The organism is Corynebacterium halotolerans YIM 70093 = DSM 44683, from assembly GCF_000341345.1.
Classification (GTDB): domain Bacteria; phylum Actinomycetota; class Actinomycetes; order Mycobacteriales; family Mycobacteriaceae; genus Corynebacterium; species Corynebacterium halotolerans.
The window spans coordinates 2,153,771-2,178,099 of record NC_020302.1 but is presented as its reverse complement, the minus strand read 5'-3'; the positions used below and the strand labels follow the sequence as shown (position 1 = coordinate 2,178,099).

General features: G+C 70.9%; 17 protein-coding genes. 11 read left to right on the top strand and 6 right to left on the bottom strand.

Annotated elements, in window-relative coordinates:
* Positions 1–123: 123 nt before the first annotated feature.
* The gene (locus A605_RS10070) at positions 124–1,398 is read right to left on the bottom strand and encodes a galactokinase family protein (RefSeq protein ID WP_015401410.1); all 1,275 of its coding nucleotides are present in this window, start codon (positions 1,396–1,398) and stop codon (positions 124–126) included.
* Positions 1,399–1,516: 118 nt separating this feature from the next.
* Between A605_RS10070 and A605_RS10065 the strand changes: the two genes are divergently transcribed.
* Entirely contained in the window at positions 1,517–1,729 is a 213-nt protein-coding gene (locus tag A605_RS10065; protein ID WP_015401409.1) for a hypothetical protein, read from the top strand.
* A gap of 4 nt (positions 1,730–1,733) precedes the next feature.
* Here A605_RS10065 and A605_RS10060 read toward each other — a convergent pair whose 3' ends face one another.
* Positions 1,734–3,548, bottom strand: a complete 1,815-nt coding sequence (locus tag A605_RS10060) for a CYTH and CHAD domain-containing protein (protein ID WP_015401408.1) — start codon at positions 3,546–3,548, stop codon at positions 1,734–1,736.
* 124 nt (positions 3,549–3,672) lie between these two features.
* The gene (locus A605_RS10055; RefSeq protein WP_015401407.1) at positions 3,673–4,785 is read right to left on the bottom strand and encodes a DUF2786 domain-containing protein; all 1,113 of its coding nucleotides are present in this window, start codon (positions 4,783–4,785) and stop codon (positions 3,673–3,675) included.
* Positions 4,786–5,017: 232 nt separating this feature from the next.
* On the opposite strand from A605_RS10055, the gene A605_RS10050 reads away from it, so the two are divergent.
* The 5 genes from A605_RS10050 to A605_RS10030 all read left to right on the top strand — a co-directional run bounded on the left by A605_RS10050 (position 5,018) and on the right by A605_RS10030 (position 10,999).
* A complete protein-coding gene (locus A605_RS10050) occupies positions 5,018–6,355 on the top strand; it encodes a glutamine synthetase family protein (RefSeq protein ID WP_015401406.1) in 1,338 nt (445 codons plus the stop codon).
* Between the two features lie 32 nt (positions 6,356–6,387).
* Positions 6,388–9,477, top strand: coding sequence for a bifunctional [glutamine synthetase] adenylyltransferase/[glutamine synthetase]-adenylyl-L-tyrosine phosphorylase (locus tag A605_RS10045; RefSeq protein ID WP_015401405.1), 3,090 nt, complete (start codon positions 6,388–6,390; stop codon positions 9,475–9,477).
* 131 nt (positions 9,478–9,608) lie between these two features.
* Positions 9,609–9,941, top strand: coding sequence for a hypothetical protein (locus tag A605_RS10040; RefSeq protein WP_015401404.1), 333 nt, complete (start codon positions 9,609–9,611; stop codon positions 9,939–9,941).
* Between the two features lie 162 nt (positions 9,942–10,103).
* Positions 10,104–10,628 (top strand): hypothetical protein, encoded by a 525-nt coding sequence (locus A605_RS10035; protein WP_015401403.1) that lies wholly within the window; start codon positions 10,104–10,106, stop codon positions 10,626–10,628.
* A 59-nt stretch (positions 10,629–10,687) separates the two neighbouring features.
* Positions 10,688–10,999, top strand: a complete 312-nt coding sequence (locus A605_RS10030; protein WP_149029417.1) for a hypothetical protein — start codon at positions 10,688–10,690, stop codon at positions 10,997–10,999.
* A gap of 274 nt (positions 11,000–11,273) precedes the next feature.
* On the opposite strand, the gene A605_RS10025 is transcribed toward A605_RS10030, so the two are convergent.
* Complete coding sequence (locus A605_RS10025; protein WP_015401401.1) at positions 11,274–12,659, bottom strand: MFS transporter; 1,386 nt, start codon at positions 12,657–12,659, stop codon at positions 11,274–11,276.
* Between the two features lie 230 nt (positions 12,660–12,889).
* On the opposite strand from A605_RS10025, the gene A605_RS10020 reads away from it, so the two are divergent.
* From A605_RS10020 to A605_RS10000, 5 genes are read left to right on the top strand one after another with little or no spacing between them, the layout of a single operon-like run.
* Positions 12,890–13,414, top strand: a complete 525-nt coding sequence (locus A605_RS10020) for a 2Fe-2S iron-sulfur cluster-binding protein (RefSeq protein WP_015401400.1) — start codon at positions 12,890–12,892, stop codon at positions 13,412–13,414.
* Complete coding sequence (locus A605_RS10015) at positions 13,411–14,412, top strand: FAD binding domain-containing protein (protein WP_027004518.1); 1,002 nt, start codon at positions 13,411–13,413, stop codon at positions 14,410–14,412. The genes A605_RS10020 and A605_RS10015 overlap by 4 nt, the downstream gene beginning before the upstream one ends.
* Positions 14,409–16,496, top strand: coding sequence for a xanthine dehydrogenase family protein molybdopterin-binding subunit (locus A605_RS10010; RefSeq protein ID WP_015401398.1), 2,088 nt, complete (start codon positions 14,409–14,411; stop codon positions 16,494–16,496). Before A605_RS10015 ends, A605_RS10010 begins: the two co-directional genes overlap by 4 nt.
* Positions 16,497–16,498: 2 nt before the next feature.
* Positions 16,499–17,158, top strand: coding sequence for a nucleotidyltransferase family protein (locus A605_RS10005; RefSeq protein WP_015401397.1), 660 nt, complete (start codon positions 16,499–16,501; stop codon positions 17,156–17,158).
* Positions 17,145–18,305, top strand: a complete 1,161-nt coding sequence (locus A605_RS10000) for an XdhC family protein (protein WP_015401396.1) — start codon at positions 17,145–17,147, stop codon at positions 18,303–18,305. Before A605_RS10005 ends, A605_RS10000 begins: the two co-directional genes overlap by 14 nt.
* A gap of 112 nt (positions 18,306–18,417) precedes the next feature.
* Here the strand turns inward: A605_RS10000 and A605_RS09995 are convergent, their stop codons facing one another.
* Positions 18,418–19,791 (bottom strand): heparan-alpha-glucosaminide N-acetyltransferase domain-containing protein, encoded by a 1,374-nt coding sequence (locus tag A605_RS09995; RefSeq protein ID WP_015401395.1) that lies wholly within the window; start codon positions 19,789–19,791, stop codon positions 18,418–18,420.
* Entirely contained in the window at positions 19,788–23,816 is a 4,029-nt protein-coding gene (locus A605_RS09990; protein WP_015401394.1) for a Pls/PosA family non-ribosomal peptide synthetase, read from the bottom strand. The genes A605_RS09995 and A605_RS09990 overlap by 4 nt, the downstream gene beginning before the upstream one ends.
* Positions 23,817–24,329 lie beyond the last annotated feature (513 nt).

Below are 24,329 nucleotides of genomic sequence, written 5' to 3'. Positions count from 1 at the left end.
CCGGCCCAGCCGCCGGCGCGGATTCTCTTCGCCGATTCGCCCGTGGGCGGGCTCGTCGGTGGCGCGCAAGGGGACGCGATGTCCCGGGTGGGTCAGGGACCCCTCAAAGAAAGCGGGGGCGGCTCACCGCCGCGCTGCGGCCACCTCGCCGCCCCTCAGCGGCACGACGACCAGGCCGTCCTCGGCCAGGTCGGCGGAGAAATTCGCGGCGTGACCCGCGTCCACGTAGGCGATGACCGCGCCGGAGACCCCGGCCGCGGCGGCCCGGGCGGCCTTCGCCCCCCGCACCCGGCACAGCTCCACGAGCTCAGCCGCGCCGCTGAGCCCGTAGGGTCCGGTGAGCGCGGCCTGGGAGTCGGCCAGCAGCGGCCAGACGGCCTCGGCGCGCCGGGAGCGCAGCGCCCGGCTGAGCTGCTGGGCGCGGACGGTCTCGTTCTGGTTGAAGGCCAGCCACGCGGCGGCGTCCTTGACCGCCGGGGTGCCGTCGGTGCCGTGGACCTTGTGCACCGCCTCCAGCCACTCGACGACGCGCTGCGGGGCGTCGGGGAGCAGGCGCAGCGACTCCGCACCGAAGGCGTGGCAGGCGGAGTCGAGGAAGCGGCGGCGGGTGCGGATGGCCCCGGACTCGTCGGGGGCCGGCCCCGGGGCGAACACGGCGAAGGCCGCGGTGTCCCGGGTGACGGGGTGGGGGACCTGGGTGACGGAGCCGTCGGCGTAGTCGATGGCCGAGACCGTATCCCCGACCCCGCGCAGGGCGGCGGTGTGGCGGGCGCGCAGCGGGGGAGTGGCCGAGAACATCTCCGCCGACTGGGTGCACACCTCGGCCAGGCGGGCGCGCATGGGGGCGTCGTCGAGGTCGTCGGCGTCGGCCTGCAACGCCAGGGCGAACGCGGCCTCCAGTGCGGCACGGGCACCCAGGCCCGCCTCCGCGGGGATGTCGGTGACGACGGTGACGTCCGCGCCGGCGGTGTCGCGGGAGAGCAGCTGGCGGTGGATCAGCGTCCAGATGACCCCGCCCAGGCGCGCGGCGAGCCCGCCCTCCGGCGCCGGCGGGGTGAGGGTGCGGCCGCGGTCGTCGACGCCCGGCTGCTGGGCGGCCGCCCGCCGGGCAACGACGCCCGTGCTGATCTCATCGGTGGTGGTGACCACGCCGTCGGGTGTGGTCTGGAGGTGGGTCACGCGCACGAGATCGTCGCGGCGGGGGGTGTAGGCCACCGCGGCGCGCAGATCGGTCAGGGCCATGAGCACCACGCCCCCGGCGTGATCGACGTGTTCGCCGATCAGTGACCAAGTGGCCGGCGCCTCGGCGGCGTGCGCGGCGGGCGAGCCGGTCGCCTCCTCGTGGGCGGCGATGACCCGTTCGATCGCTGGGCGGTCGGCACCTGGCCACAGGGGCATGACGCGGGACTCCTTCACTCTCGTGGGGTGGGGCAGACCCCCTAGTCTACCGCCCGCCCCCGCCGGGCGGACACGAGTAGCCTGGGGCGCACCTGATCCACACCCGAAGGAGGAGCACATGTCCGTCGCAGATGATAAGTGGTACTTCAACCCGGGCACCGGCGACGTCGCCCAGGGGAAGACCGGCAGCTGGGACACCCGCATGGGGCCCTACGACACCCGGGAGGAGGCCGCCCGCGCGCTGGAGATCGCCCAGGCGCGCACCGCCGCGGCCGACGCCGCCGAGGCGAGCGAGGACGACTGGGGCGAGCCCGCCTCCTGGGAGAAGTGACCCGTCACTTCCGCTTGCGGGTCAGCCGCTCGTAGGCGGCGGTGATCTTCTCGACGGCGTCCGAGTAGTCGTCGAGCGCGTCGAGCCCGATATAGCGTTCGCGCTGGTAGAGCAGGCCGTAGCCGAAGGTGTCCTCACCGCGGCGGCGGGCCTGCTCCGCCATCTTGACCAGCCGGTCGCGGGAGGTCACCGAATCCTGGAAATCCCCCAGGATGGACTGCATCTGCTTGCACGCCTTGTACAGGCGCTTGGTCTTGAGGTCCGTGGCCGCCCCGACCGCCTCGGCCGCGTAGCGCAGCTTCTTGGCGGACTTGCGCATGTCGTGGAAGTACTCCTCGCGCTGGTGCAGCGTCAGCTCCCGGTTGTCCCGGTGGCGCACCGCCCTGCGGTGGCGCTTCATCAGCTTCGCGTAGGCCTCGTCGAGGTGGCGGGAGAGGATCTCCTCCACGTCCTCCACGGGGGCCGGCTCCTCCTCCGGTTCGGCCTCGGGCTCATCAGCGTCCTCGTCCCCGACGAGCGGCTCCCCGGCGGCGACCTCCGGGGCCTCCGTGGGGGTGGCCGACACCTCGTCCCCGCCGGTCTCCCCGGCGGCGACCTCCGGGGCCTCCGTGGGGGTGGCCGACACCTCGTCCCCGCTCACCCCGGCTCCCACGCCGGTCTCCTCTCCCGGGGCGTCCTCAATGACCTCCCCGCCCGCGCCGAGGACCGGCGGGTGGGCCAGCAGGCGGTCGATGGCGTCGAGCAGCTCCAGGTAGCGCCCGGAGTTCAGGGTGGCCACCACGCGGCGGTGGGCCTTGCGGTACTCCGTGCCCATGTCCTCGCGCAGGTGCTCCCGCGTCGTCTCGTCCAGGACGTCGGAATCCTCGGAGTCGAGCAGGGACAGGAAGCGTTCCTCGACGACCTCCGCGTCGCGGGCGGCGCCGAGCACCTGGGCGAGCAGTTTGAGCTCGGATTCGATGTGCTTGAGCTCGGCGCCGCCGAGGACGCCGTCGAAGGTCTCCAGGTGGCTGCGCAGCTCCCGGGTGGCCACACGCATCTGGTGCACCGAGTCCCACTCGTCGCGGCGGACCTTCGGGTCGTACTCGAGGAGCTTGTCGCGGTTGAGCTTCAACGCCTCGATCACCGCCGCGGCCGGGGAATCCTCCTCGAGGTCGGCCTCGACCTGGAAGAGCGGCAGCGGGGCGGCCGCCAGCGACTCGCCCAGGGCGGCGACCAGCTTGGAGGGCGAGGAGGACACCCGGGCACCGGCGCCGATGAGCAGCGGGGTGGCCGACTGCATCAGGGCGCCACCGGCCTCGGTGCCCGGCAGCTCCCCGGCCAGCTCGATCTCCCACTCGCGCCAGGAGGTCTGGTCCCCGCCGGGCAGCAGGGACCAGGCGGTGACGTGGTCGTCGCAGAACTCGGCGACGGGCGAGCCGTCCTCGGCGGCCAGGACCGACTCGGAACGCTCATTGTCCACCTGGGCGATCGGCACCAGCGGCGCCGTGCGGACCAGTGAGCGCACCTGCTCCTGCAGATCCTCCGGCACCTGGAACTGGCCGTCGACCGGCTCCCCGAGCGGGGCCTGGACCTCCAGCCGGGCGCTGGTGCCCGGTAACTTCAGGTGCCAGCCGTCGTCCTTGCCGCCGCTGCGGCGGCGCAGGGTGATCCTGGAACGGGTCAGGCGCAGATCCTCGGTGTCGTAGTAGATCGCCGAGAGATGGTGCGTCCTGGTCACCGCGATGGCGGAGACCCCGGTGACGTGGGTCAGATCGGGAACGGTGGCCTGCTCGGCCACGGCGAACTTGGCCTCGATCTCAAGGAAGGTGCGGGTGGACATGGCTTCTGCTACCAGCTTTCGTGTCGAAACATTGACCTGCTGAACTAGCCCTCAGCCTACCGGCGGCCCAGCCCACCCGGCCCCGGTGACGGGGGGAGTGGCCTGGGTGCGCGGAGGCACGGAATCAGGCGCTGCGGCGGTCCAGCCCCGCCCGGTCCCCACGCAGGTGCGACCGGCCGGCGGCCACGCGCCCGTCCCGGTGCCCGCGGGCGTGCCGGGAGGAAAACGAGATGCCGCGCAGCGCCGGGAACAGCTGCCGGGTGCGTTCCTCGGCGGCCGCGGACCGCTCGGCCAGCACCGGCAGGGCCCGGTCCGAGTCCTCCCGGTCCTCCGCGGCGTCGGCCCCGGCCTCCCGCAGCAGCGCGCCGATGCGGGAGGCGTAGGCCAGCAGGAAGGCGCGCCGGTACGCGGTGGTCTGCCCGGTGCGGGAGGCCTCATGGGCGCCCGCGGAAATCCGCATGAAGTGGGCGCACTGGCGGTTGAGACTGGCGAACAGGTCCACGGTGTGGCGCACGTCGCCGGCCTCGCCGATGACGGTGGCGATCCCGTGCGCGGACAGCAGCACCGCCGTGCAGGAGTTGGCTCCGGCGATCTGGGCCAGCAGCAGGAACTGGTGCCGGATCCAGGGCGCGGACATCCGCACCCGCAGGGCCAGCAGCTCCACGGAGGTGGCGGGGGAACCGGGTGGGGTCAAGGCGGTGTCGATCCGGTGGCGCTGGCGCAGCTGCTGGGCCTTGGCCACCAGCGTCTCGGCCTCGGCGTCGAAGGTGGTCGACTCCGCCTTGCGCAGCAGCCCCGCGATGCGGTGGGCGGCACGGCGCTGCTGCCCGTCCAGCCCGTCCGGCCCGTCCGGGTCCTCCTCGCGCTCGTGCAGCTGGTGCAGGTCGGTCAGGATCTCCTCGTCGGCCAGCAGCGGCAGCTCCCGCAGGGTGGTCAGCCAGTTCTCGAGCTCGGTCACGGCCCAGGGCAGGGGGTCGACGGCGTGGCACTGGCGCCGCCAGGCCCGGCGCACGGACTCGGTGGTGGCCGCGGCGGCGGTGACGCGGTGGTGGGCAAGGAAGAGCAGGTGGGCCACCCCGTTGCCGAGGACGTGCCGCAGGTCGTCGGGGGTCCAGCCGCGGCAGGCGGCGGTGGCGGTGGCGGCGAGGATCTGGTCGACCAGGGCCTGTTCGTGGTCGCGGCGCACGCGGTGCAGGTGCAGGTCGGCCGGGGCGGGGGAGAGGTGGTGCGTGGTCATGGCGGTGCTCCTTGGAATACGTGTTCGATTGACGGGGACGGCTACAGCTCAGCATCCGCCCCGGACACGCCACCCCCGACCGCACCACGCGAACCGCTTCCACCTGCACCGAACCGCCCCAGACGCCACCCCCGCCCGACAGCGGCGTCGGCAAGCGGCGCACCGCAGCCCGGGGCCCGGATCTCAGGCACCCGCTCTCGCCCCCGGCCGCCCGCTGGATAGAGTGGCAGGCATGAACAGCCAACAGGAATTCGTCCTGCGCGCCGTCGAGGAGCACGACATCCGGTTCATCCGGCTGTGGTTCACCGACATCCTCGGCTACCTGAAGTCCGTGATGATGAGCCCCTCGGAACTCGAGGGGGCCTTCGAGGAGGGCGTGGGCTTCGACGGCTCCTCCATCGAGGGCTTCTCCCGGATCTCGGAGTCGGACACCATCGCCCTACCGGATCCCTCGACCTTCCAGGTGCTGCCCTTCGACGCCGAGGAACCCTCGATCCGGGCGGCCCGGATGTTCTGCGACATCACGATGCCCGACGGGCAGCCCTCCTGGTCCGACCCGCGCCAGGTTCTGCGCCGGCAGGTCCAGGTCGCCGCGGAGGAGGGCTTCACCTGCATGATCTCCCCGGAAATCGAGTTCTACCTGCTCAAGCAGGGAGGTTCCCCGCAGGGGCTGGAGCCCACCGACAGCGGCGGCTACTTCGACCAGGCCTCCCACAACGTCGTGCCCCGGTTCCGCCGCGAGGCCATGAACGCGCTCGAGACGATGGGGATCGCCACGGAGTTCTCCCACCACGAGACCGCGCCGGGCCAGCAGGAGATCGACCTGCGGCATGCGGACGCGCTGAGCATGGCCGACAACATCATGACCTTCCGCTACCTGATCAAACAGGTGGCCTTCAGTTCCGGGGTGCAGGCGACCTTCATGCCCAAGCCCTTCACCGACTACGCCGGTTCAGCCATGCACTCGCACATGTCCCTGTTCGAGGGCGACACCAACGCCTTCCACGACCCGGACGACGAGTTCTCGCTGTCGGCCACCGCCAAGCAGTTCGTCGCCGGCATCCTCCGCCACGCCCGGGAGATCTCCGCGGTGACCAACCAGTGGCCGAACTCCTACAAGCGCATCGTCTTCGGCAACGAGGCGCCCACCTCGGCGACCTGGGGCGTGTCCAACCGTTCCGCGCTGGTGCGCGTGCCCACCTACCGCCTGGCCAAGGAGGAGTCCCGGCGCGTGGAGGTCCGCTCCCTGGACTCGGCGTGCAACCCCTACCTGGCCTACTCCGTACTGCTGGGCGCGGGGCTGAAGGGCATCCGGGAGGGCTATGAGCTGTCCGAACCGGCCGAGGACGACATCTCCAAGCTGACCCGCCGGGAGCGCCGCGCACTCGACTACGAGGACCTGCCGCGCTCACTCGACCAGGCGCTGCGCGACCTCGAGCGCTCCGAGCTCATGCCCGACATCCTCGGCGAGCACGTCTTCGAGTTCCTCCTGCGCAACAAGTGGGAGGAGTGGCACAACTACCAGCGCCAGGTCACCCCCTGGGAGCTGAAGACCACCCTGAACTACTGAGACACCGAGCACCACCTTCAGGAGATCCGCCCATGCCCCCCAGCCCCCGTTCCACCGTGCCCTCCCCGGCGGTCCTCGGACTCACCGGACCGCACGCCGCCGACGACCTCGCCGAGCTCGGCTGGAACAACGAGGACTCCCTCGACCTGCTGTGGACCCTGGCCGGCACCGGCAGTCCCAACCTCGCGCTGAACACGCTCACGCGCCTGATGCGCGCCCTCGGCGACCGGGGCGGGGAGCTCGACCGCGCCCTGCGCGCCGACGCCTCCCTACGCATCCGGCTGCTGGCCCTGCTCGGCGGTTCCACCGCCCTCGGCGACCTGCTGGTGGCCAACCCCTCCCTGTGGCGCGAGCTGACCGGCCCGCTGCCCACCGGGGCGGAGATGATGCGCGCCCTGCTCGGTGTAGTCGACGCCCGCCCCGCCACCGTCACCGTCAGCGACGACACGGTCGCCGACCGCGGCCCCGACACCGCCCGTGAGGACCTGTCCACGCCGGGCACCTACCGCGCCGGGATCCACGGTCCGGCGGCGGAGAAGGCGCTCAAGCTGACCTACCGCACCCTGCTCATGCGGATCGCCGCCCATGACCTGGCCGGCACCTTCGCGGGCACGCGCAACCCCGATGAGCCGCACATCCCCTTCACCACGGTCACCGGCCTGCTCACGGATCTGGCCGACGCCGCGCTGACCGCCGCGCTCGCCGTCGCCGTCGCGGGGGTCTACGGCGAGGCGGACGTCGACACGCGGCTGGCGGTGATGGCGATGGGCAAGTGCGGGGCGGGCGAGCTCAACTACATCTCCGACGTCGACGTCATCCACGTCGCCGAGCCACCGACGCAGAAGGCCACGCGCCTGGCGGGGGAGTGCATGCGCATCGGCACCCGCGCCTTCTTCGAGGTCGACGCCAACCTGCGCCCGGAGGGCAAGTCCGGCGCGGTGGTGCGCACCCTCGACAGCCACGTGGCCTACTACGAGCGCTGGGCCGCGACCTGGGAGTTCCAGGCCCTGCTCAAGGCGCGTGCGCAGACCGGCTACCTGCCGCTGGGGCAGGCCTACCTGGAGAAGATCTCGCCGATGGTGTGGACGGCGTCGCAACGCGACTCCTTCGTCGACGACGTGCAGGCGATGCGCCGCCGCGTGCTGGAAAACGTGCCCGAGGCCCTGCGCACCCGCGAGCTGAAACTCGGCGTCGGCGGCCTGCGCGACGTCGAGTTCGCCGTCCAGCTGCTCCAGCTCGTCCACGGCCGCTCCGACGAGAGCCTGCGGGTGCTGTCCACCGTCGATGCCCTGCAGGCGCTCGTGGCCGGCGGCTACATCGGCCGCGACGACGGCCACCAGCTCATCGACGCCTACGAGTTCCTCCGCCTGCTGGAGCACCGCCTCCAGCTCCACCGGCTGCGGCGCACCCACACCATGCCGCCCGACGAGGACGACGAACACCTCGCCTGCCTGGCGGCCACCAGCGGTTTCCACGCCGCCGGCAAGAAGTCCGGCGCGCAGGTGATGCAGGACCGGCTGCGCAGGATCCGCCTGCTGATCTCCGAGCTGCACTCCCGGCTGTTCTACCGGCCGCTGCTGCACTCCGTGGTGGCCATGTCCGTCGACGAGCTCAAGCTCTCGCCGGCGGCCGCGAAGCTGCAGCTGGCCGCGCTCGGCTACCGCCACCCCGGGCGCGCCTTCGAGCACCTCACGGCCCTGGCGGCGGGCGCGACGCGCAAGGCGAAGATCCAGGCGATGCTCATGCCCACCCTCATGGACTGGCTGTCGACGACCGCGGATCCCGACGCCGGGCTGCTCAACTACCGCAAGCTCTCCGACGCAGCCCACGACCGCGCCTGGTTCCTGCGGATGCTGCGCGACGAGGGCATCGTCGGCCAGCGCCTGATGAGGATCCTGGGCACCTCGCCGTTCACCGCCGACCTGATCATCGCCGCCCCCGACTTCGTCCGCCAGCTCGGCGACACCGCCACCGGCCCGCGCCTGAAGGAGGTCGCCCCCGACCAGCTCAACAAGGCGCTGGTGGCGGCCTCCAAGCGACACTCGGATCCGGACAGGGCCGTGGCCGTGGCCCGCTCGCTGCGCCGGGTGGAACTGGCCCGCATCGCCTCGGCGGACCTGCTCGACCTCATGGGCACCGCCCAGGTGTGCACCGAGCTGTCCTACGTGTGGGACGCGGTGCTCCAGGCCAGCCTGCTCGCCGAGGTGCGCTGGAGCCTGTGGCGCCACGGCCTGGAGGAGCCCCCGGCGCGGATCGCCATCATCGGCATGGGGCGGCTCGGCGGCGCCGAACTCGGCTTCGGCTCCGACGCGGACGTGCTGTTCGTCTGCGAACCCGCCCCCGGCGTCGACGACGGTGAGGCGGTGAAGTGGGCGACGGCCATCTGTGACGGCATGCGTGCCCGCCTGGCCCGACCCTCGGACGACCCGCCGCTCGAAGTCGATCTGGGCCTGCGCCCCGAGGGGCGTTCCGGGGCCACCGTGCGCACCCTCGGATCCTATGAGCGCTACTACCGGCAGTGGGGCGAGGTCTGGGAGATCCAGGCCCTGCTGCGCGCCACCCACGTCGCCGGCGACCCGGAGCTCGGCGAGCGCTTCCTGCGGATGATCGACGAGTTCCGTTACCCGGACCAGGGGGCCTCGGCCGCCGACATCCGCGAGATCCGCCGCATCAAGGCCCGCATCGACAACGAGCGCCTGCCGCGGGGGGCCGACCGCAACACCCACACCAAGCTCGGCCGCGGTGCGTTGACCGACATCGAGTGGACCGTGCAGCTGCTGACGATGATGCACGCCCACGAGTACCCGGGCCTGCACAACACCTCGACCCTCGAGACCCTCGAGGTGCTCGAGGCCGAGGGAATCCTCGACGCGTGGAAGGTCGCCGTCCTGCGCGACGCCTGGCTGATGGCCACCGACGCCCGCAACGCCCTGGTGCTGGTGCGCGGCAAGCGCATGGACCAGCTGCCCCAGCCCGGTCCGGCGCTCGCGCAGGTCGCCGGCGCGGCCGGGTGGGACCCCGAGGACTACCAGGGTTTCCTGGAGACCTACCTCAAGCTCACCCGCCGGGCCCGCAAGGTCGTCGACGAGGTCTTCTGGGGGGAGGGCACCCGCGAGCCCTGAGACCGGGCGACCGGGCAGGGGCAGGTGGGGTCAGTGGCCTCCCTTAGGGGTGGTGACTCAGCGTGCACCACCCGCCTAGGCTGGGCGGCGAGAAGCCCGCAGACCATCCTGCCCCAGAAAGGACCCACCCCATGTCCGTTCAGCTGTCCATCGACCTGTCCGACGCCACCTTCGCCGATCTGCGCGCGCTGGTCGACGCCGCCCGCACCGCCGGAGTCGACTCCCGTGCCCGCCTCGAGCTCGAGGACACCACCCTGATCGTCACCGCCGACGGCACCACCCGCCCCGAGCCCGAGCCCGAGATCCTCGACCGCGACCGGGACCGGGGCCGGGGGACGTCGACCGGCCGCAACCAGCGTCCCGCCTGGGATCCCACGATGGGGCACCAGCTCGGCGACGCCGCCATCCGCAGCGTCATCGACATCCTCACCGGGCGGCAGGAGCCGCCGCGCGGCAGCAACTGACGGGAACCCCGAATCTGAGGAAAACCTGTCAGAAAAATGAGGGGTTGCTAGGCTCCTCTGAACATGTTCCCACACATCATAGAGGTCACGGCGTTAGTATAAGCGGGAACTAACGGGCTGGAAATTCTCAGCCAGTCGTCCCGACTCGCCAGGAGGGCCTTGATGACCGTCGACCGTCCCCGACCCCGCGGCAACCGCGGCCGACTCGCCCTGGGCGCCGGCCTGGCCGTGGCCGCACTCGGCTGCGGCGGAGCCTTCGTCCACGCGCAGTCCACCGACGCCTCCGCCCCGCGGGCGCAGGCCGGGGAAGGGGCGCAGGCCCAGCGGCCCGAACGGTCGGAGATGGACGAGGAACTCGCCCACGAGCTGGCGGCGGCGCTCGATGTGACCCCCTCCGAGCTGCTCAGCGCCGTGGACTCCGTGCGCGCCGGGCAGATCCACTACGGCGGGGGCTGGGCCGAGACGGTCAACGTCCAGCACCGGGAACTCGCCCACGCGCTCGGCCTCGAGCCCGGGCAGCTGAGGCAGGCCTTCGGGGGCGTGCACGCCGATGACGACGATGACAGCGCACAACGCGCCCGCCTGGTGGAGTGCCTCGACGAGGCCGTGGCCGAGGGCGAGCTGTCCGCCGACGACCGCGGGCACGTGCTCAAGGCCCACGACCTGGGACTGCTCGGCACCGACTGACAGGCCCCCACCAGCCCGGTGGGAGACAACACCCAAGACGGGTACCTAGCCTGACGGCCATGACCTCGACCGGTGACCGAATGACAGAGCACGTGACCGACCGGGTAACCACGGGACGACCGCGCAGGTCGGTCTCCCACCTCGGCCGGGCCCTGGCCGCCGCCGGGCTGGCGGCCGTGCCGCTGGTGTTCGGGGTGGTGGCGGCCTACACCGCCGACGAGGCGTTCGGCCCCCACACCGCGTCCCGCACGGAGGCCGCGGCGCCGCCGGCCGAGGACGACTACTCCGGGGACGGGGGCGACCTCACGAAGCTGCAGACCCCGCCCGGGATGGGGCTGGGCTTCGAACTCGGTTCCCGACTGGCGCAGTGACGCCCCGCCGATAACCCGGGGCATGTTCCTCACCCCGGTGCGGCGCGACAGGTTCAACGACAGCTGCCGTTCCCGCCGCCTGTAGCGGGCCGGTGAACTGCCGTATCGGGGTCACTGCCGGGGCCGGGGGCCGAACCCCGCGATCAGAACCACGCATCCACCCACCGAATGCGGGATCCGCGCTCCCCGGAGGGGGTCCTTGCGTGGTTCTGATCGCGGAGAACGCGGGCCTGCCGCTGAATCGACTCCACCACGGCGATCCTGCGGGATCGAGCTAGCTCTCGGACTCGTCGACGACGCGGACGGTGCCGCTGGTCGGGCCCTCCACGTCGCGGGCGGCGCGTCGGCGGCGCTCGACCAGCGTGCGGAAGATGAACAGGAAGAGCAGGCCGATGGCCCAGGCGATGATCACGGAGATCCAGGCGAATCGGAAATCATCCCACGTGTAGGCCCGGCCGGCGGAGCTGAAGTCCAGCAGGAAGCCGACGGCCTGCGCGGTGATCATGCCGCCGAAGAACCCGCCCATGTTCGCCATGCCCGTGGCCGTGGCGACGATGCGGCGGTCCAGGCCCTCCCGGATGTCGTCGAAACCGAAGTTCGAGCTCGGGGTGAACAGCGCCATGATGACGTTGACCACGATGATCGCGGCGATCCCGCGGGGCTCCTCCGGGAGGAAGAAGATGATCCAGGCCAGACCGATGGCCCCGGACATCACGAACGTGGCGAGGATGCGGTTGGTGCCCAGCCGTGCGGAGATCGGGCCCAGGAGCGGACCCGCGCACACGGAGGCGATCACGTTCAGCGTGAGCACCATGCCGACGGTCGCGGCGGACAGGCCCATCCCGAGCGTCATCATCGGCACGCCCCACAACAGGGTGAACACGATCTGGAAGAGCATGCCCGAGTAGTGGTTGAAGAAGCCCTGCCAGCACAGCGGTTCCCGCAGGATGGTGGCCAGCAGCACGCCCACCGGGATGCGTTCGTTCTCCGTCCGGGACGCCTGCCCGTGGGCGTCGTCGGATTCTCCGCCGTCCCTGCCGGCCTGGTCCGCCGCCCAGGACTCGGGGGTGTCGGCCACGGCCACCCCGGCGGCGATGGCGATGAGCACCCCGACGGCACCCAGGCTCACGAACGCGGGCGTCCAGCCGGGGCCCTGCAGGACGGCCAGGAAGGGCACCGCGGAGAGGAACTGACCCAGCTGGCCCAGGGCCGAGGTCATCTGGGTGAACAGCGGCGTCTTCTTCAGCGGGAACCAGTAGGGCAGGATGCGCATCACCGACAGGAACGCGGTGGCGTCACCGGCGCCGATGAGCACACGGGCGCCGATGGCCACCCAGTAGGAACTGGTGAAACCCAGCAGAATCTGGCCGGCGGCCATGATGACCGCGCCGTAGACCAGCAGCTTGCGGGGGCCGAACCGGTCGATGAGCATGCCCATCGGGATCTGGGCGAGGGCGTACACGCCCACCTGCACGGCGGTGAACACGGCGATGCGCGAGGCGTCGACACCGAAGCGGTCGATGGCGTCGACGGAGGCCACGCCGAAGGAGGTGCGTCCGGTGATCGCCACGATGTACACGAGGACGGCGGCCACCCAGACGATCAGGGCCTTGCGGGTGATGACCTCACGGGGATGGGGGGAAAGTACGGTGGCGCTCACAGATGTTCACCTTAGACCTTGTGATCGAGGGGCGGGCGTCAGTCACCCAAAGCCGTGTCCGCCGGGACGCCCACCCCGGGGTGGGACCGGGCCCGCCGGCCGACGGGAACGAGGGGTCATGGCGGGGCGGAGGACGCGCGGCTACAGTGGCGCCCATCACAGCCTGTGTCCGACAGGGGCATCGCGCGTGACGCCACAACGGACCTGACCGCCAGCCCCCGGGAGGGACTATGGAGCACACCATCAACGTACGGATTGACGGGATCGACCACGAGGTGACGGTGGACACCCGCACCACCGTGCTCGACGCCCTGCGCGAACGGGTCGGCAACACCTCACCCAAGAAGGGGTGCGATCACGGTCAGTGCGGATCGTGCACCGTGCTTCTCGACGGACGCCGCCAACTGAGTTGTCTCGCGCTGGCCGTGGCCCAGGACGGTTCCGAGATCGTGACGGCCGCCGGACTCGCCGGCGACGGCGGGGACGGGGACCTCCACCCGGTCCAGCAGGCGTTCATCACCCACGACGGTTTCCAGTGCGGTTACTGCACACCGGGTCAGGTGTGCTCGGTGGTCGGGATGCTCGACGAGGCGGAAGACGGCCACCCCAGCCACGTGACCGAGGATCTCGGGGCCGACGTGGAACCCGGCGACCTGACCGACGAGGAAATCCGCGAACGAATGAGCGGCAACCTGTGCCGCTGCGGGGCCTACGTCGGCATTCTCGACGCGGTGAAGGAGGTGGCCCGGCGATGAGGCAGATGACCTACGAAGCCCCGACGAGCGCCGAGGAGGCGGTGGCCGCCGTCAGCGGTGACCCCTCGGCCCGCTTCCTGGGCGGCGGCACCAACCTGATCGACCACCTCAAACTCGGCGTCAGTACGCCGGAACGGCTGGTGGATGTCAGGAAGCTGCCCTTCGACGCGGTCGAACAGACCGATCAGGGACTACGGATCGGGACGAACGTCCGCAACAGTGACCTGGCCGCTCACCCGCTGCTGCGGAGTGGCTGGCCCGGGGTGAGCCGCGCCCTGCTGTCAGGGGCCAGCGGCCAGCTCCGGAACATGGCCACCACCGGCGGCAACCTGCTGCAGCGCACCCGGTGCGTGTACTTCCAGGACATCACCACCCCGTGCAACAAGCGGGAACCGGGCACCGGCTGCTCGGCGATCGAGGGGTACGGCCACTACAACGCGGTGCTCGGCGCCAGCGACGCCTGCGTCGCCACCCACCCCTCCGACCTGGCCGTCGCACTCACCGCGCTGGACGCGACCGTCGTCGTGCTCGGCCCGGACGGCGAGCGACGGGTCCCGATCGGGGAGCTGCACACCCTGCCCGGTCAGCACCCCGAGGTGGAGACCACGCTGGCCCACGGTGAGCTGATCACCGCCGTCGAGCTGCCGGCCACCCCGCTGGCCCGGCACTCGACCTACCTCAAGACCCGCGACCGCGCGTCGTACGCCTTCGCACTGGTCTCGGTCGCCGCCGCGCTCACCCTCGACGACGGGGTGGTCACCGACGTCGCCCTCGCCTGGGGTGGTGTCGCCCACAAGCCCTGGCGCGCCACCCGGGCCGAGGATGTCCTGCGCGGACAACGGCTCGACGAACAGACGATCGCCAAAGCCGTGGACGAGGAACTGCAGGAGGCCAGCTTCAGCGCCGACACCGCCTACAAGCGCCCGCTGCTGCGCGGGGCCACCACCGCCGCCCTGGACCGACTCGCCGGCGGGCTCGACCGGAAGGAGTCACGATGACCGCCACACCTGTCACCGCCGCGTCGATGGGCACGGCGCTCGAGCGTGTCGACGGCCGCGAGAAGGTCACCGGCCGCGCGACCTATGCCGTGGAGAAGGACCGGGAACTGGACCAGCCGCCGCTGCACGGCTGGCTGGTGACCTCCACGACAGCGAAAGGCCGGGTGCGGCAGGTCGACGCGACCGTCGCGCTCGGGCATCCGGGGGTGGTGAGCGTGCTCGACCACACCAACGCACCGAGACTGGCGAACACCGAGAACCGCGAACTGGCGGTGCTGCAGGACGACCGGATCGGCTTCCGCGGCCAGATCGTGGCCCTGGTCCTGGCCGAGACGCCAGAGGCCGCCCGCGAGGGTGCCCGTCTCGTGCGGGTCCACCAGCAGGAGGAGCCGGCCTCGGTGACCATGGAGGGCGCGCCGACCTACCGGCCGTCGGAAAAGGCCGTCGGCTCCCCGCCCGACACCGACCAGGGCGAGGTCGACGCAGCGCTGGCCCGCGCGCCGATCACCACGGACCACATCTACTCCACGCCCCACGAACAGAACAACGCCATGGAGCCGCACGCCGCCACCGCGGTCTGGCAGGACGGCGCGTTGACGATGTGGGACTCCACGCAGGGTGTCCACAAAGTCGCCGCGGCCCTGGCCCCGATGCTGGGAGTGGACCAGGACCGGGTGCGCGTGCAGGCGCCGTACGTCGGCGGCGGCTTCGGCAGCAAGGGCGTGCCCCACGGCCCGGAGATGGCGGTCGCGCTGGCCGCCCGGTGGGCCGACGGGCGGCCGGTGAAGCTGGCCGTGACCCGCCAGCAGCTGTTCTCCCTGACCGGGTACCGGACCCGGACCAGCTCGCGGATCCGGCTCGGCGCCGGAACCGACGGCCGCATCACCGCACTCGCCCACGAGGTCACGGTGCAGACCTCCACGGTCAAGGAGTTCGTCGAACATGCCGCGGTCCCGGCCCGGATGATGTACGCCGGTGACAACCGGCGGACCAGTCACCGGGTGGCGGAGCTCGACGTCGCCGTCCCGTCCTGGATGCGGGCGCCCGGAGAAATGCCCGGCGGGTACGCACTCGAGGTGGCCATGGACGACCTGGCCGTGGCCACCGGGATGGATCCCGTCGAACTGCGGGTCCGCAATGAGCCGGAGATCGACGCCGACACCGGCAAACCGTTCAGCAACCGCCGGCTGGTGGAGTGCCTGCACCGCGGTGCGGAGCTCTTCGGGTGGGCCGACCGGCCCGCCGAACCCCGGTCCACCCTCGAGGGCGACTGGTGGGTGGGCACCGGCGTGGCGTCGGCGACCTACCCCGCCAACTTCTTTCCGGGCAACACCGCCCGCGTCGTCGCCCTCGGCGGCGGCCGCTACACCGTCTCCATCGGGGCGGTCGACATCGGGACCGGCGCCCGGACCGCACTGCTGCAGATCGCCGCCGATGCGCTGGGGGTCCGGGTGACCGACGTGGATCTGGAGATCGGCGACACGGACCTGCCGACGGCGACCGTGGCCGGCGGATCGTCCGGCACCGGTTCCTGGGGCACGGCCATCGTCCAGACCGCGCAACAGTTCCGGGCCGACCACGGCGACCGGCCGGAGCCCGGGGCGGAGACCACGACGACCTCGAAGGCCTATCCCGACATGGAGAACCTGTCGATGCACTCCTTCGGCGCCGTGTTCGCCGAGACGCGGGTGCACCGGCTGACCGGGGAGGTGCGGGTGCCGCGGATGCTCGGCGTCTTCTCGGTCGGCCGGGTGATCAACCCGGTCACCGCACGCTCGCAGTTCCTCGGCGGACTCACGATGGGCCTGTCGGCCGCGCTGTTCGAGGAGGCGGTCCGCGATCCCAGGTACGGCCACTTCGTCACCCAGGATCTGGCCACCTACCACGTGGCCTCGCACGCGGATATCGGCGATCTCCGGGTGGAGTGGCTCGACGACGTCGACGAGCGGGCGACCCCCATGGGTTCGCGTGGAATCGGGGAGATCGGCATCGTCGGCAGCCCGGCCGCCGTCGTCAATGCCGCCTACCACGCGACCGGCATCCGCATCCGTGATCTGCCCGCCACGCCCGAGAAGTTCCTCTGACCTTGCCTGCCGAATACGTGGTCGGGGTGCTGCTCGCCGCCGGGGCGGGCCGTCGCCTGGGGCTCGGCCCGAAGGCGCTGTTGACGTTGGCTGGCGCCCCCGACGACGGGCCGCAGGTGGTCCGGATGGTCAACGCGCTGTGGCGCGGTGGCTGCGACGAAGTGGTCGTGGTCGTCGGTGCCGACGGCGCTCACGTCCGGCGGGTGCTGGGCCCCGGCCGGCACCGCGTCGTCGTCAACGAGGCCTGGGAGACGGGGATGGGATCATCCTTCCGGGCCGGCGTCGACGCCGCTGACGACCTCCTCACGGGGCGCCCCGACGGCTCGGTCATGGTGGCGCTGGCGGATCAGCCGGATGTTGACGCGGGCGTCGTGTCGTACCTCAGGGCGGTGGCCTCGCAGCGGCGGGTCACGGCGGCGGGGTTCCCGGATCCGCACGGGCGGCTCATCCGCGGGCATCCCATTGTCTTCCCGGTCGCCATGGCCCGGGAGGCGGCGGCCACCGCCGAGGGGGACGCCGGCGGCAGGGCGTGGCTGCGGGCGCACCCGACACTGGTCGAGGTGGTTGATACCGGGCACCTGGCGACCGGTCGGGACGTCGACACCCCGGCCGACCTCCACCGCTGGTTGAACGAGACAGGAGTTGCGGATGACACAGCATGATGACCTCTGGGGGCCACTGGCGCCGGTGCTGAATCGGACCTGGCGCCCCGGACAGGGTTTCGTCCTGGCCACGGTGGTGGCGACCTCGTCCAGCGCCCCACGGCCGGCGGGAACGCAGATGGCCGTCCTCGATGACGGGACGGTCATCGGCAGCCTGTCCGGCGGATGCATCGAGGCGGACGTCGTGGCTCGTGCGGAAGATGTCGCCGCCACGGGCGAACCCGTGCTCCAGGACTACGGTTACAGCGCTGACACGGCCTTCGGCGTCGGATTGACCTGCGGCGGTTCCATCCGCGTGCACCTCGAGCGGGTGAGCGGGCACGACCTCGACTTCTTCCGTTCCCTCGCAGCGCATGTGCAGGAAGGAAAGCCGGTGGCCACCGTCACGGCCCTGAACGGGCCGGACACGGGGTGGCGCACCATGGTCGTCCCCGGCGATTCCGTGGGGTGCCGCACGGTGCCGGTGGCCGGGCGGGGACTGGAACAGCGGGTCGAGGAGATGCTGCGGCAGCGCGAATCGGGGCTCGTGACCGCGCCGGACATCCCCGGGGCAGAGGTGGGGGAGGGCACCGAGTACTTCGTCCGCAGCTTCGGCGGACCGGACCACCTGGTGATCTTCGGATCCAACGCATTCGCGGCCGCCCTGGCACGGCTGGCCAAGACGGTCGGCTACCGCGTGACCGTCTGCGACGCCCGGCCGACGTTCACCACCCGCGAGCGGTTCCCCGCGGCCGACGAAATCGTGGTGCGCCAGCCGCACACGTATCTGTCGGAGCTGGACGTGGACCACCGGACGGTGCTGTGCGCCATGACGCATGACCCGAAGTTCGACGATCCGCTGCTGGCGGAGGCCCTCCGGTCGCCGGCGCAGTTCATCGGCGCCATGGGGTCGCGGCAAACGAGCGGGGAGCGGTACGAGCGCCTGCGCCGGCTCGGCTTCAGTGAGCGGGAACTGGCCCGCCTGCGCGCGCCCCTCGGCCTGGATCTGGGGGCCGGCAGCCCGGAGGAGACGGCGGTGTCCATGCTGGCCGAGATCATCTCCGCCCGTCAGGGAGGCTCGAACCTGCCCCTGACCCAGACCCGGGGAAGTATTCACGGTTCCGCCCGACCGGAGGCAGTGACGTCGGCGGCAGAAGCGGCAGGGTGAGCACAGCTCCGTCCAGGTGCGGAGGCATCCCGGCGGCGGAGACGCGGAAGGCCGGGACGACACGTCTCCGCGTCGTCCCGGCCTTCCCCGGGGGAGGTGAGGCTGCCGGTGCCTACTTCCTCCGGTTGCGTCCGCGTCGGCGACGCCCCGGCTCCGCGGACGGAGCGGACGGAGTGGACGAAGCGGGGGTGCTGGTGAGCTTCGCCCCGAGCTTCTTGGAGATCCGGTTCACCGGGGACTCCAGCGGGCCCCGGCCGACGGTCTGGTGCCAGACGGTGGCGAACAGCGCGGCGGCACCGATCTGGAGGATGAACCACAGGCCCAGCTGCGTCTGCTCCTCAGGGACGAGCACCGCGATGAAGATCTGGTGGGCGGTGTAGAGGGTCAGCGTCATCGACCCGGCGGCGATCAGCGGGGTGAGCATCTCCCGCCAGACCTGGCACAGCAGCAGGAACGCGCCGAGCGTGGCCAGGGCGATACCGAGGCTGACACCGATGGAGAACAGCGTGTTGTTGTGCGGACCCGTGATGGCCAGCCACCACCAGCTGCCGGTCTCCCGCGGCTGGAAGTCCACCGGGCCGTAGGTCAGGATCTTATCGACCAGCGAGGCGCCGCCATCCATCTCCGCGGCGTCGACGATCGCGTACCAGCCCCCCACGGTGTGGAGCAGGAAGTGGGAGGCGACGGTGGAGACGACCGCGAGGCCGGCGCCGGACGCCAGCAGCTGGATCTGGACCGGGATCCGGGCCAGGTCGATGCGGCCCAGCGCCATGCCGACGCAGACGAAGGCCAGCCAGGTCACCGCCGGGAAGGTACCGCCGACCAGCAGGCTGAGGACGGTCTCGACCGGGGAGAAATAGAGGGTCGTGAAGGTCGGGAAGTAGACGACCTCGTAGGTGAAGTTCGCGGCCACCAGGAAGGAGACCACCGGGCCGATGACGGCGAACAGGGCGCCGGTCAGCAGCAGGCGCAGCGGGCCCATCCGGAGGAAGGGGATGGCCAGCAGGAAGAACAGACCGTAGTAGGGGAGGATGTTGAACAGCTGCAGCGGCAGGTAGTTCAGCAGCAGTCCGAAGGAGAGGATCAGCAGCGCACGGACCACCAGCGAGTTGCGGCTGAGCTTCAGCCGACCGCGGCGGTGGGGGTTGCGCCCGCCCGTCAACAGGGCGAGGCTGATGCCGGCCAGCAGCGCGAACAGTGCGGACGCGTGCCCGGCGAACAGGGTCCACGACAGGGTGGGGGTGAACGTGTTCTCGAAGTAGGGCGGGATGGTGTGGACGGCGATCATGCCCAGGAGCGCGAAACCACGGGCGGCGTCGAGGCCGACGATGCGGGCGCGCTGGCCGACGGTGAGATCCTCCGAGGGTGTTTCGTCAGGGATACCGGTCCAGACGCTGCGCTCGGGGCGACGGCCGGGAACGGGGCGCACGCCCGGCGGGAGGTCACCCTCTGGCACCAGGTGGTGGGGGTTCTGGTCGAGGGTCATCGGACGCTCACCGCTTTCTCAGAGTCGTTGGGGTTGTGCGGGGGCACGGGGGTGTTCTGCCGGGGCCGGTTTTCCTTGACGCGGCGCACCGGGTTGCCCGCCCACACGGAGTCGGCGGGGATCTCGTCCTGGCGCAGCACCAGGGAGCCCGGTGCGACGGTGGAGCGGTCCCCGAGTGCGGAGCCCGGCAGGAGGAAGCTGTTGGTGCCGAGGGTGGCGCCGCGGCCGAGGGTGACGCGCTCCAGGGACATCACCCGGTCGTGGAAGAGGTGGGTCTGGACGACGGTGCCGCGGTTGACGGTGCACCGGTCCTGGAGGGTGATCAGGTCGAACTCGGGCAGCCACCAGGTCTCGCACCAGACGTCGCGGCCGATCCTGGTGCCCATCAGCCGGGCCCACATGTTGAACATGGGCGAGCCCAGGCTCATCCGGATGAGGCTCGGGACGGCCAGCGGCTCGACGAAGTTGTCGGCCAGCTCGCTGCGCCACACGAAGGTGCTGAACAGGGTGCGCTCGCCGGCGGTGAAGCGGCCGACGACCAGCCACTTGACGATGATCGGGATGACGCTGGCGATGATGCCGGCGGCCAGCACGATCGGGCCGGACAGGAGGGTGACGTAGAGCAGGCCGCGCCACGGATCCCCGGCGAGGAAGCCCTGCATGTAGATCATCGTCCCGACGTAGATGATCGCCAGGTCCAGCCAGGCGGCGAGCACGGCGGGGGTCAGGCGCAGGAACTCGACGAGCGCGCGGGCGACCTTGAGCTTCGCCCCCGGGTTGTAGGTGGCGTCTGCGTCGGCGTTGACCTTCTTGCGCGGGATCGCCACGGGCTTGCGGCCCAGCCAGGAGGAACCGCGCTCGGCGCGGTACGGGGTGGAGGAGAGCACGGCCACCAGCGACTCCGGTGGGAGATCGCGGTCGGGGCCGACGATGGCGGAATTGCCGACGAAGCTGCCCTCACCGATGACGGTGGTGCCGACGTGGACCCAGCCGGCACGGTAGCGCGCGCTGGAGGCCAGGGCGTGGTCGGCGAGGAAGGTGCGGTCCTCGATCCACGTGAGGTGGGGGATGGTGACCACGGTGGAGATCTCGGTGTCCCTGCCGACCTTGGCGCCCAGCAGGCGCATGAACACCGGGGTCAACCAGGAGGCGTAGATGAAGTAGGTCGAGGTCAGGGTGCGCTCCATCAGCGCGTGGGTCAGCCACACCGCCCAGCCGGTGCCGCTGCGGTCCGGATAGTAGCCGGGCTTGATCATCGTGGACAGCAGGCGGACCGTGAGGATGACCAGGCAGAGCCAGGTGACCACGGTCAGGAGCACGAACACCGGGATCCAGACCGCCAGGATCGGGAAGACGTACTCGTACATCTGGATGATGCGGACCTTCTCGAAGACGAGGACCGCGCCGGGCAGGATCGCGAGGATCGGCAGCAGGGTGATCCAGCCGAGTCCGAGCATGTGGAGGACGTGGTGGGTGAAGCCGTCGAGGCGGTGCACCGTCGGGGTGGTGCGGGGGTCCTCGGTGGGCCAGTTCTGGCCGGCGTCACCCCAGTGCTGCAGCGGGGACCCGCCCCAGAGCTGGTGGCCGCGCACGGAGCCTTCGACGTGGGAGCCGGGGAGGATCTCCGCGCCGGTGTTGATCGTGGCGTTCGGGGAGATGACCGAGCGGGTTCCCACCCGGACCCCGTCCTCGATGTCGATGGTGCCCACGCGGAACTGGTCGCCCTCGATCCAGTAGCCGTGGAGGTCGACCTCGCCCTCGATGGCGACGTTGTCACCGATGGTGACCAGGCCGGTCACGGAGGGGAAGCTGTGGAGGTGGGCGTGCGAGCCGACCTTGTTGCCCAGCATGCGGTAGAACGTCGGCATCAGCGGCGAGCCGAGCATGGCGTCGAAACGCTGGAAGGTGACCAGGCGTTCGGCCGCCCAGACCCGCAGGTGGGTGGTGCCGCCACGCAGATAGGTGCCGGGGCGCAGGCCCGCGGTGAGCACGCGCACGCCGACGGCGGTCATGAGCATCTTGCCCGCCGTGGAGAACAGCAGGATCCAGGCGATGAGCACCGGTACCAGCGGCGGTTGGGGCACCCACCCGGCGTCGAAGACCTCCTTGAGGATCCACAGGACGAGCAGCGCGCCGCTGACGTAGCGCAGGCCGTTGATGACGTAGAGCCCGGCCACCGTGGCGGCCTGGAACAGGCCGGTGTACCAGGGCAGGGGAGCCGGCATGCGGCGGGTGGACACCTCGGTGTCGAGGGTGTCCAGGTAGGCGGCCATGCGCTCCAGGGTGCGGTTGTTGTAGAGCTCCGCGATGTCCGCGCCGGCGTACTTCTTGCGCAGCTCGACGACCAGCTTGGCGATGGCCACCGAGCTGCCGCCGAGGTCGAAGAAATCGCTGTCGGCGGCCAGGGGCACCGGGCCGAGCTGGTCGGTCCAGCGCTCGGCGAGCCACTCCAGCTCAGCGGGGAGGTCGACCTCCGAGCCCGGGGTGCTGTCGGCCGGCAGCGGCCAGGGCAGGGCCTTGCGGTCGACCTTGCCCGAGGTCTTCATCGGCATCTCGGGCAGGACGCACAGGGTCGGCACGATGCCGCCCGGCAGGGACCTGCCCAGCAGCTCCCGGGCCATGGAGAAATCGATCCGGGCGTCCGGCTCGGCGACGAGGTAGCCGACGAGCACGTCGGAGCCGGCCGGGGTCTTGTGCATCGCGGCGGCGCCGACGCGGACGTCGGGAAGCCTGGTCAGGTGGTCGTCGATCTCCCCGAGCTCGAGGCGACGGCCGCCGAACTTGATCTGGTCGTCGGCGCGACCCTGGAAGATCAGGCCCTCCTGCTCGGCGCGGACGAGGTCACCGGTGCGGTAGGCGCGCTCCCAGCCCATCGACGGCAGCGGGGCGTAGACCTCCGCGTCCTTCTGCGGGTCGAGGTAGCGGCCCAGGCCCACACCGCCGACGATCAGCTCGCCGGACTCGCCCCACTTGACGGGCTGGCCCTCGGAGTCGACGACGACGGCCTCCCACCCGGGGATCGGGCGGCCGATGCGCACCGGTGGATCCGGGGTCATCAGCTGGCCGGTGACGATCACCGTGGTCTCGGTGGGGCCGTAGGTGTTCCAGATCTCCCGGCCCGGAGCCTGGAGGCGGAGCACCAGATCCAGGGGGCAGGCCTCCCCGCCGAAGATCAGCAGGCGGACGTTGTTGAGCGCCTCCTCCGGCCAGAAGGAGGCCAGGGTGGGCACCGTGGAGACGACGCTGATGCGGTGGTGGATAATCCACTCACCGAGGGAATCCCCGGACTTGACGACGTTGCGGTCCGCGGCGACGAGGGTGGCGCCGTAGCGCCAGGCCAGCCACATCTCCTCGCACGAGGCGTCGAAGGCCACCGAGAGGCCGGCCATGACGCGGTCGGCCGGACCGAGCGGGGCGTCGAGCAGGAACATCCGGGACTCGGCGTCGACCCAGGCGGCGGCCGAGCGGTGCTGGATGGCCACGCCCTTCGGCTTGCCCGTGGAGCCCGAGGTGAAGATGATCCAGGCGTCGTCGGTCAGGGTGGGGGTCTGCTCCGAGGGATCGACGGCCGGGCCTTCCTTCATCCTGGTCAGCGACAGATCCCTGCCGTAGACGACATCGACGCCGGCCTCCTCCCACACCGTGGTGGCGCGGGTGTCCGGATCGTCCCAGTCGACGGGTACGTAGGCGGCGCCGGCCCAGATGGTGGACAGGATGGCCACGTAGAGATACGTGGTTCCGGAGGGGACGCGGATGCCGACGCGGGACCCGCGCCCGACGCCGAGCTCGGCGAGACGCCGGGCCTGCTCGTCGAGGACGTGCTCGAGCTCGCCGTAGGTGATGGCGGACCGGCCGTTCTCGATCGCGACGGCGTCGGGGTGGGCCGCGATGGTGGTCTTGAGGATGTCAATCAGGGTTCTCGGAGGGGAGGGGCGCTCTACCCCGAAAATCGCCCGTTCACCGTGATCTTTTACGGGTGAATCAGCAGCGGGGTCAGCATCCGAGGTCTTGTCCCAGTGGTTCATGGCGATGGTGGCTCCTAAATCGGCACAGGGAGGCGGCAATGCCGGGCGGTTGAGACGCAGAGGTCCTCTCCGCGCGGGGCTCAATGTTCTTAGTTACGGCTCAGGTTTGAGGCAGGCTGGTTACGAAACATGCCCGAGCAAGTTGAAAGTATAAAAGTTTCCTGAGGAATGCAATGAGAAAAATATAAGAAAAAGGCTGGGGCAGGGTAGGCTCGCCTGACTCCGTGCGGAGCTTGCGGAGTGCAAAAAATGTAAAGATAATCACTTTTCGCCCCCGATTCACCCTGGAAAATGGGGAATGCATTGATTTCCGGCGGAAAGCCGTCCGAAAAGCGGGAAAAGGTCACCCCCTGAGTGGCGGCCCCGATTTCCTCAGCAAGTTCTTATTAATGAGAAAAATATATGTGAGGTTAGTCACGTTTCTTGGTGGGGATGGGATTGCGCGCCTGTCCACCCTGATTCGGGGGAGGGGTCGAGGGCCGTCGGCGGTCCCGGGGGGATCGCCTCACGGCC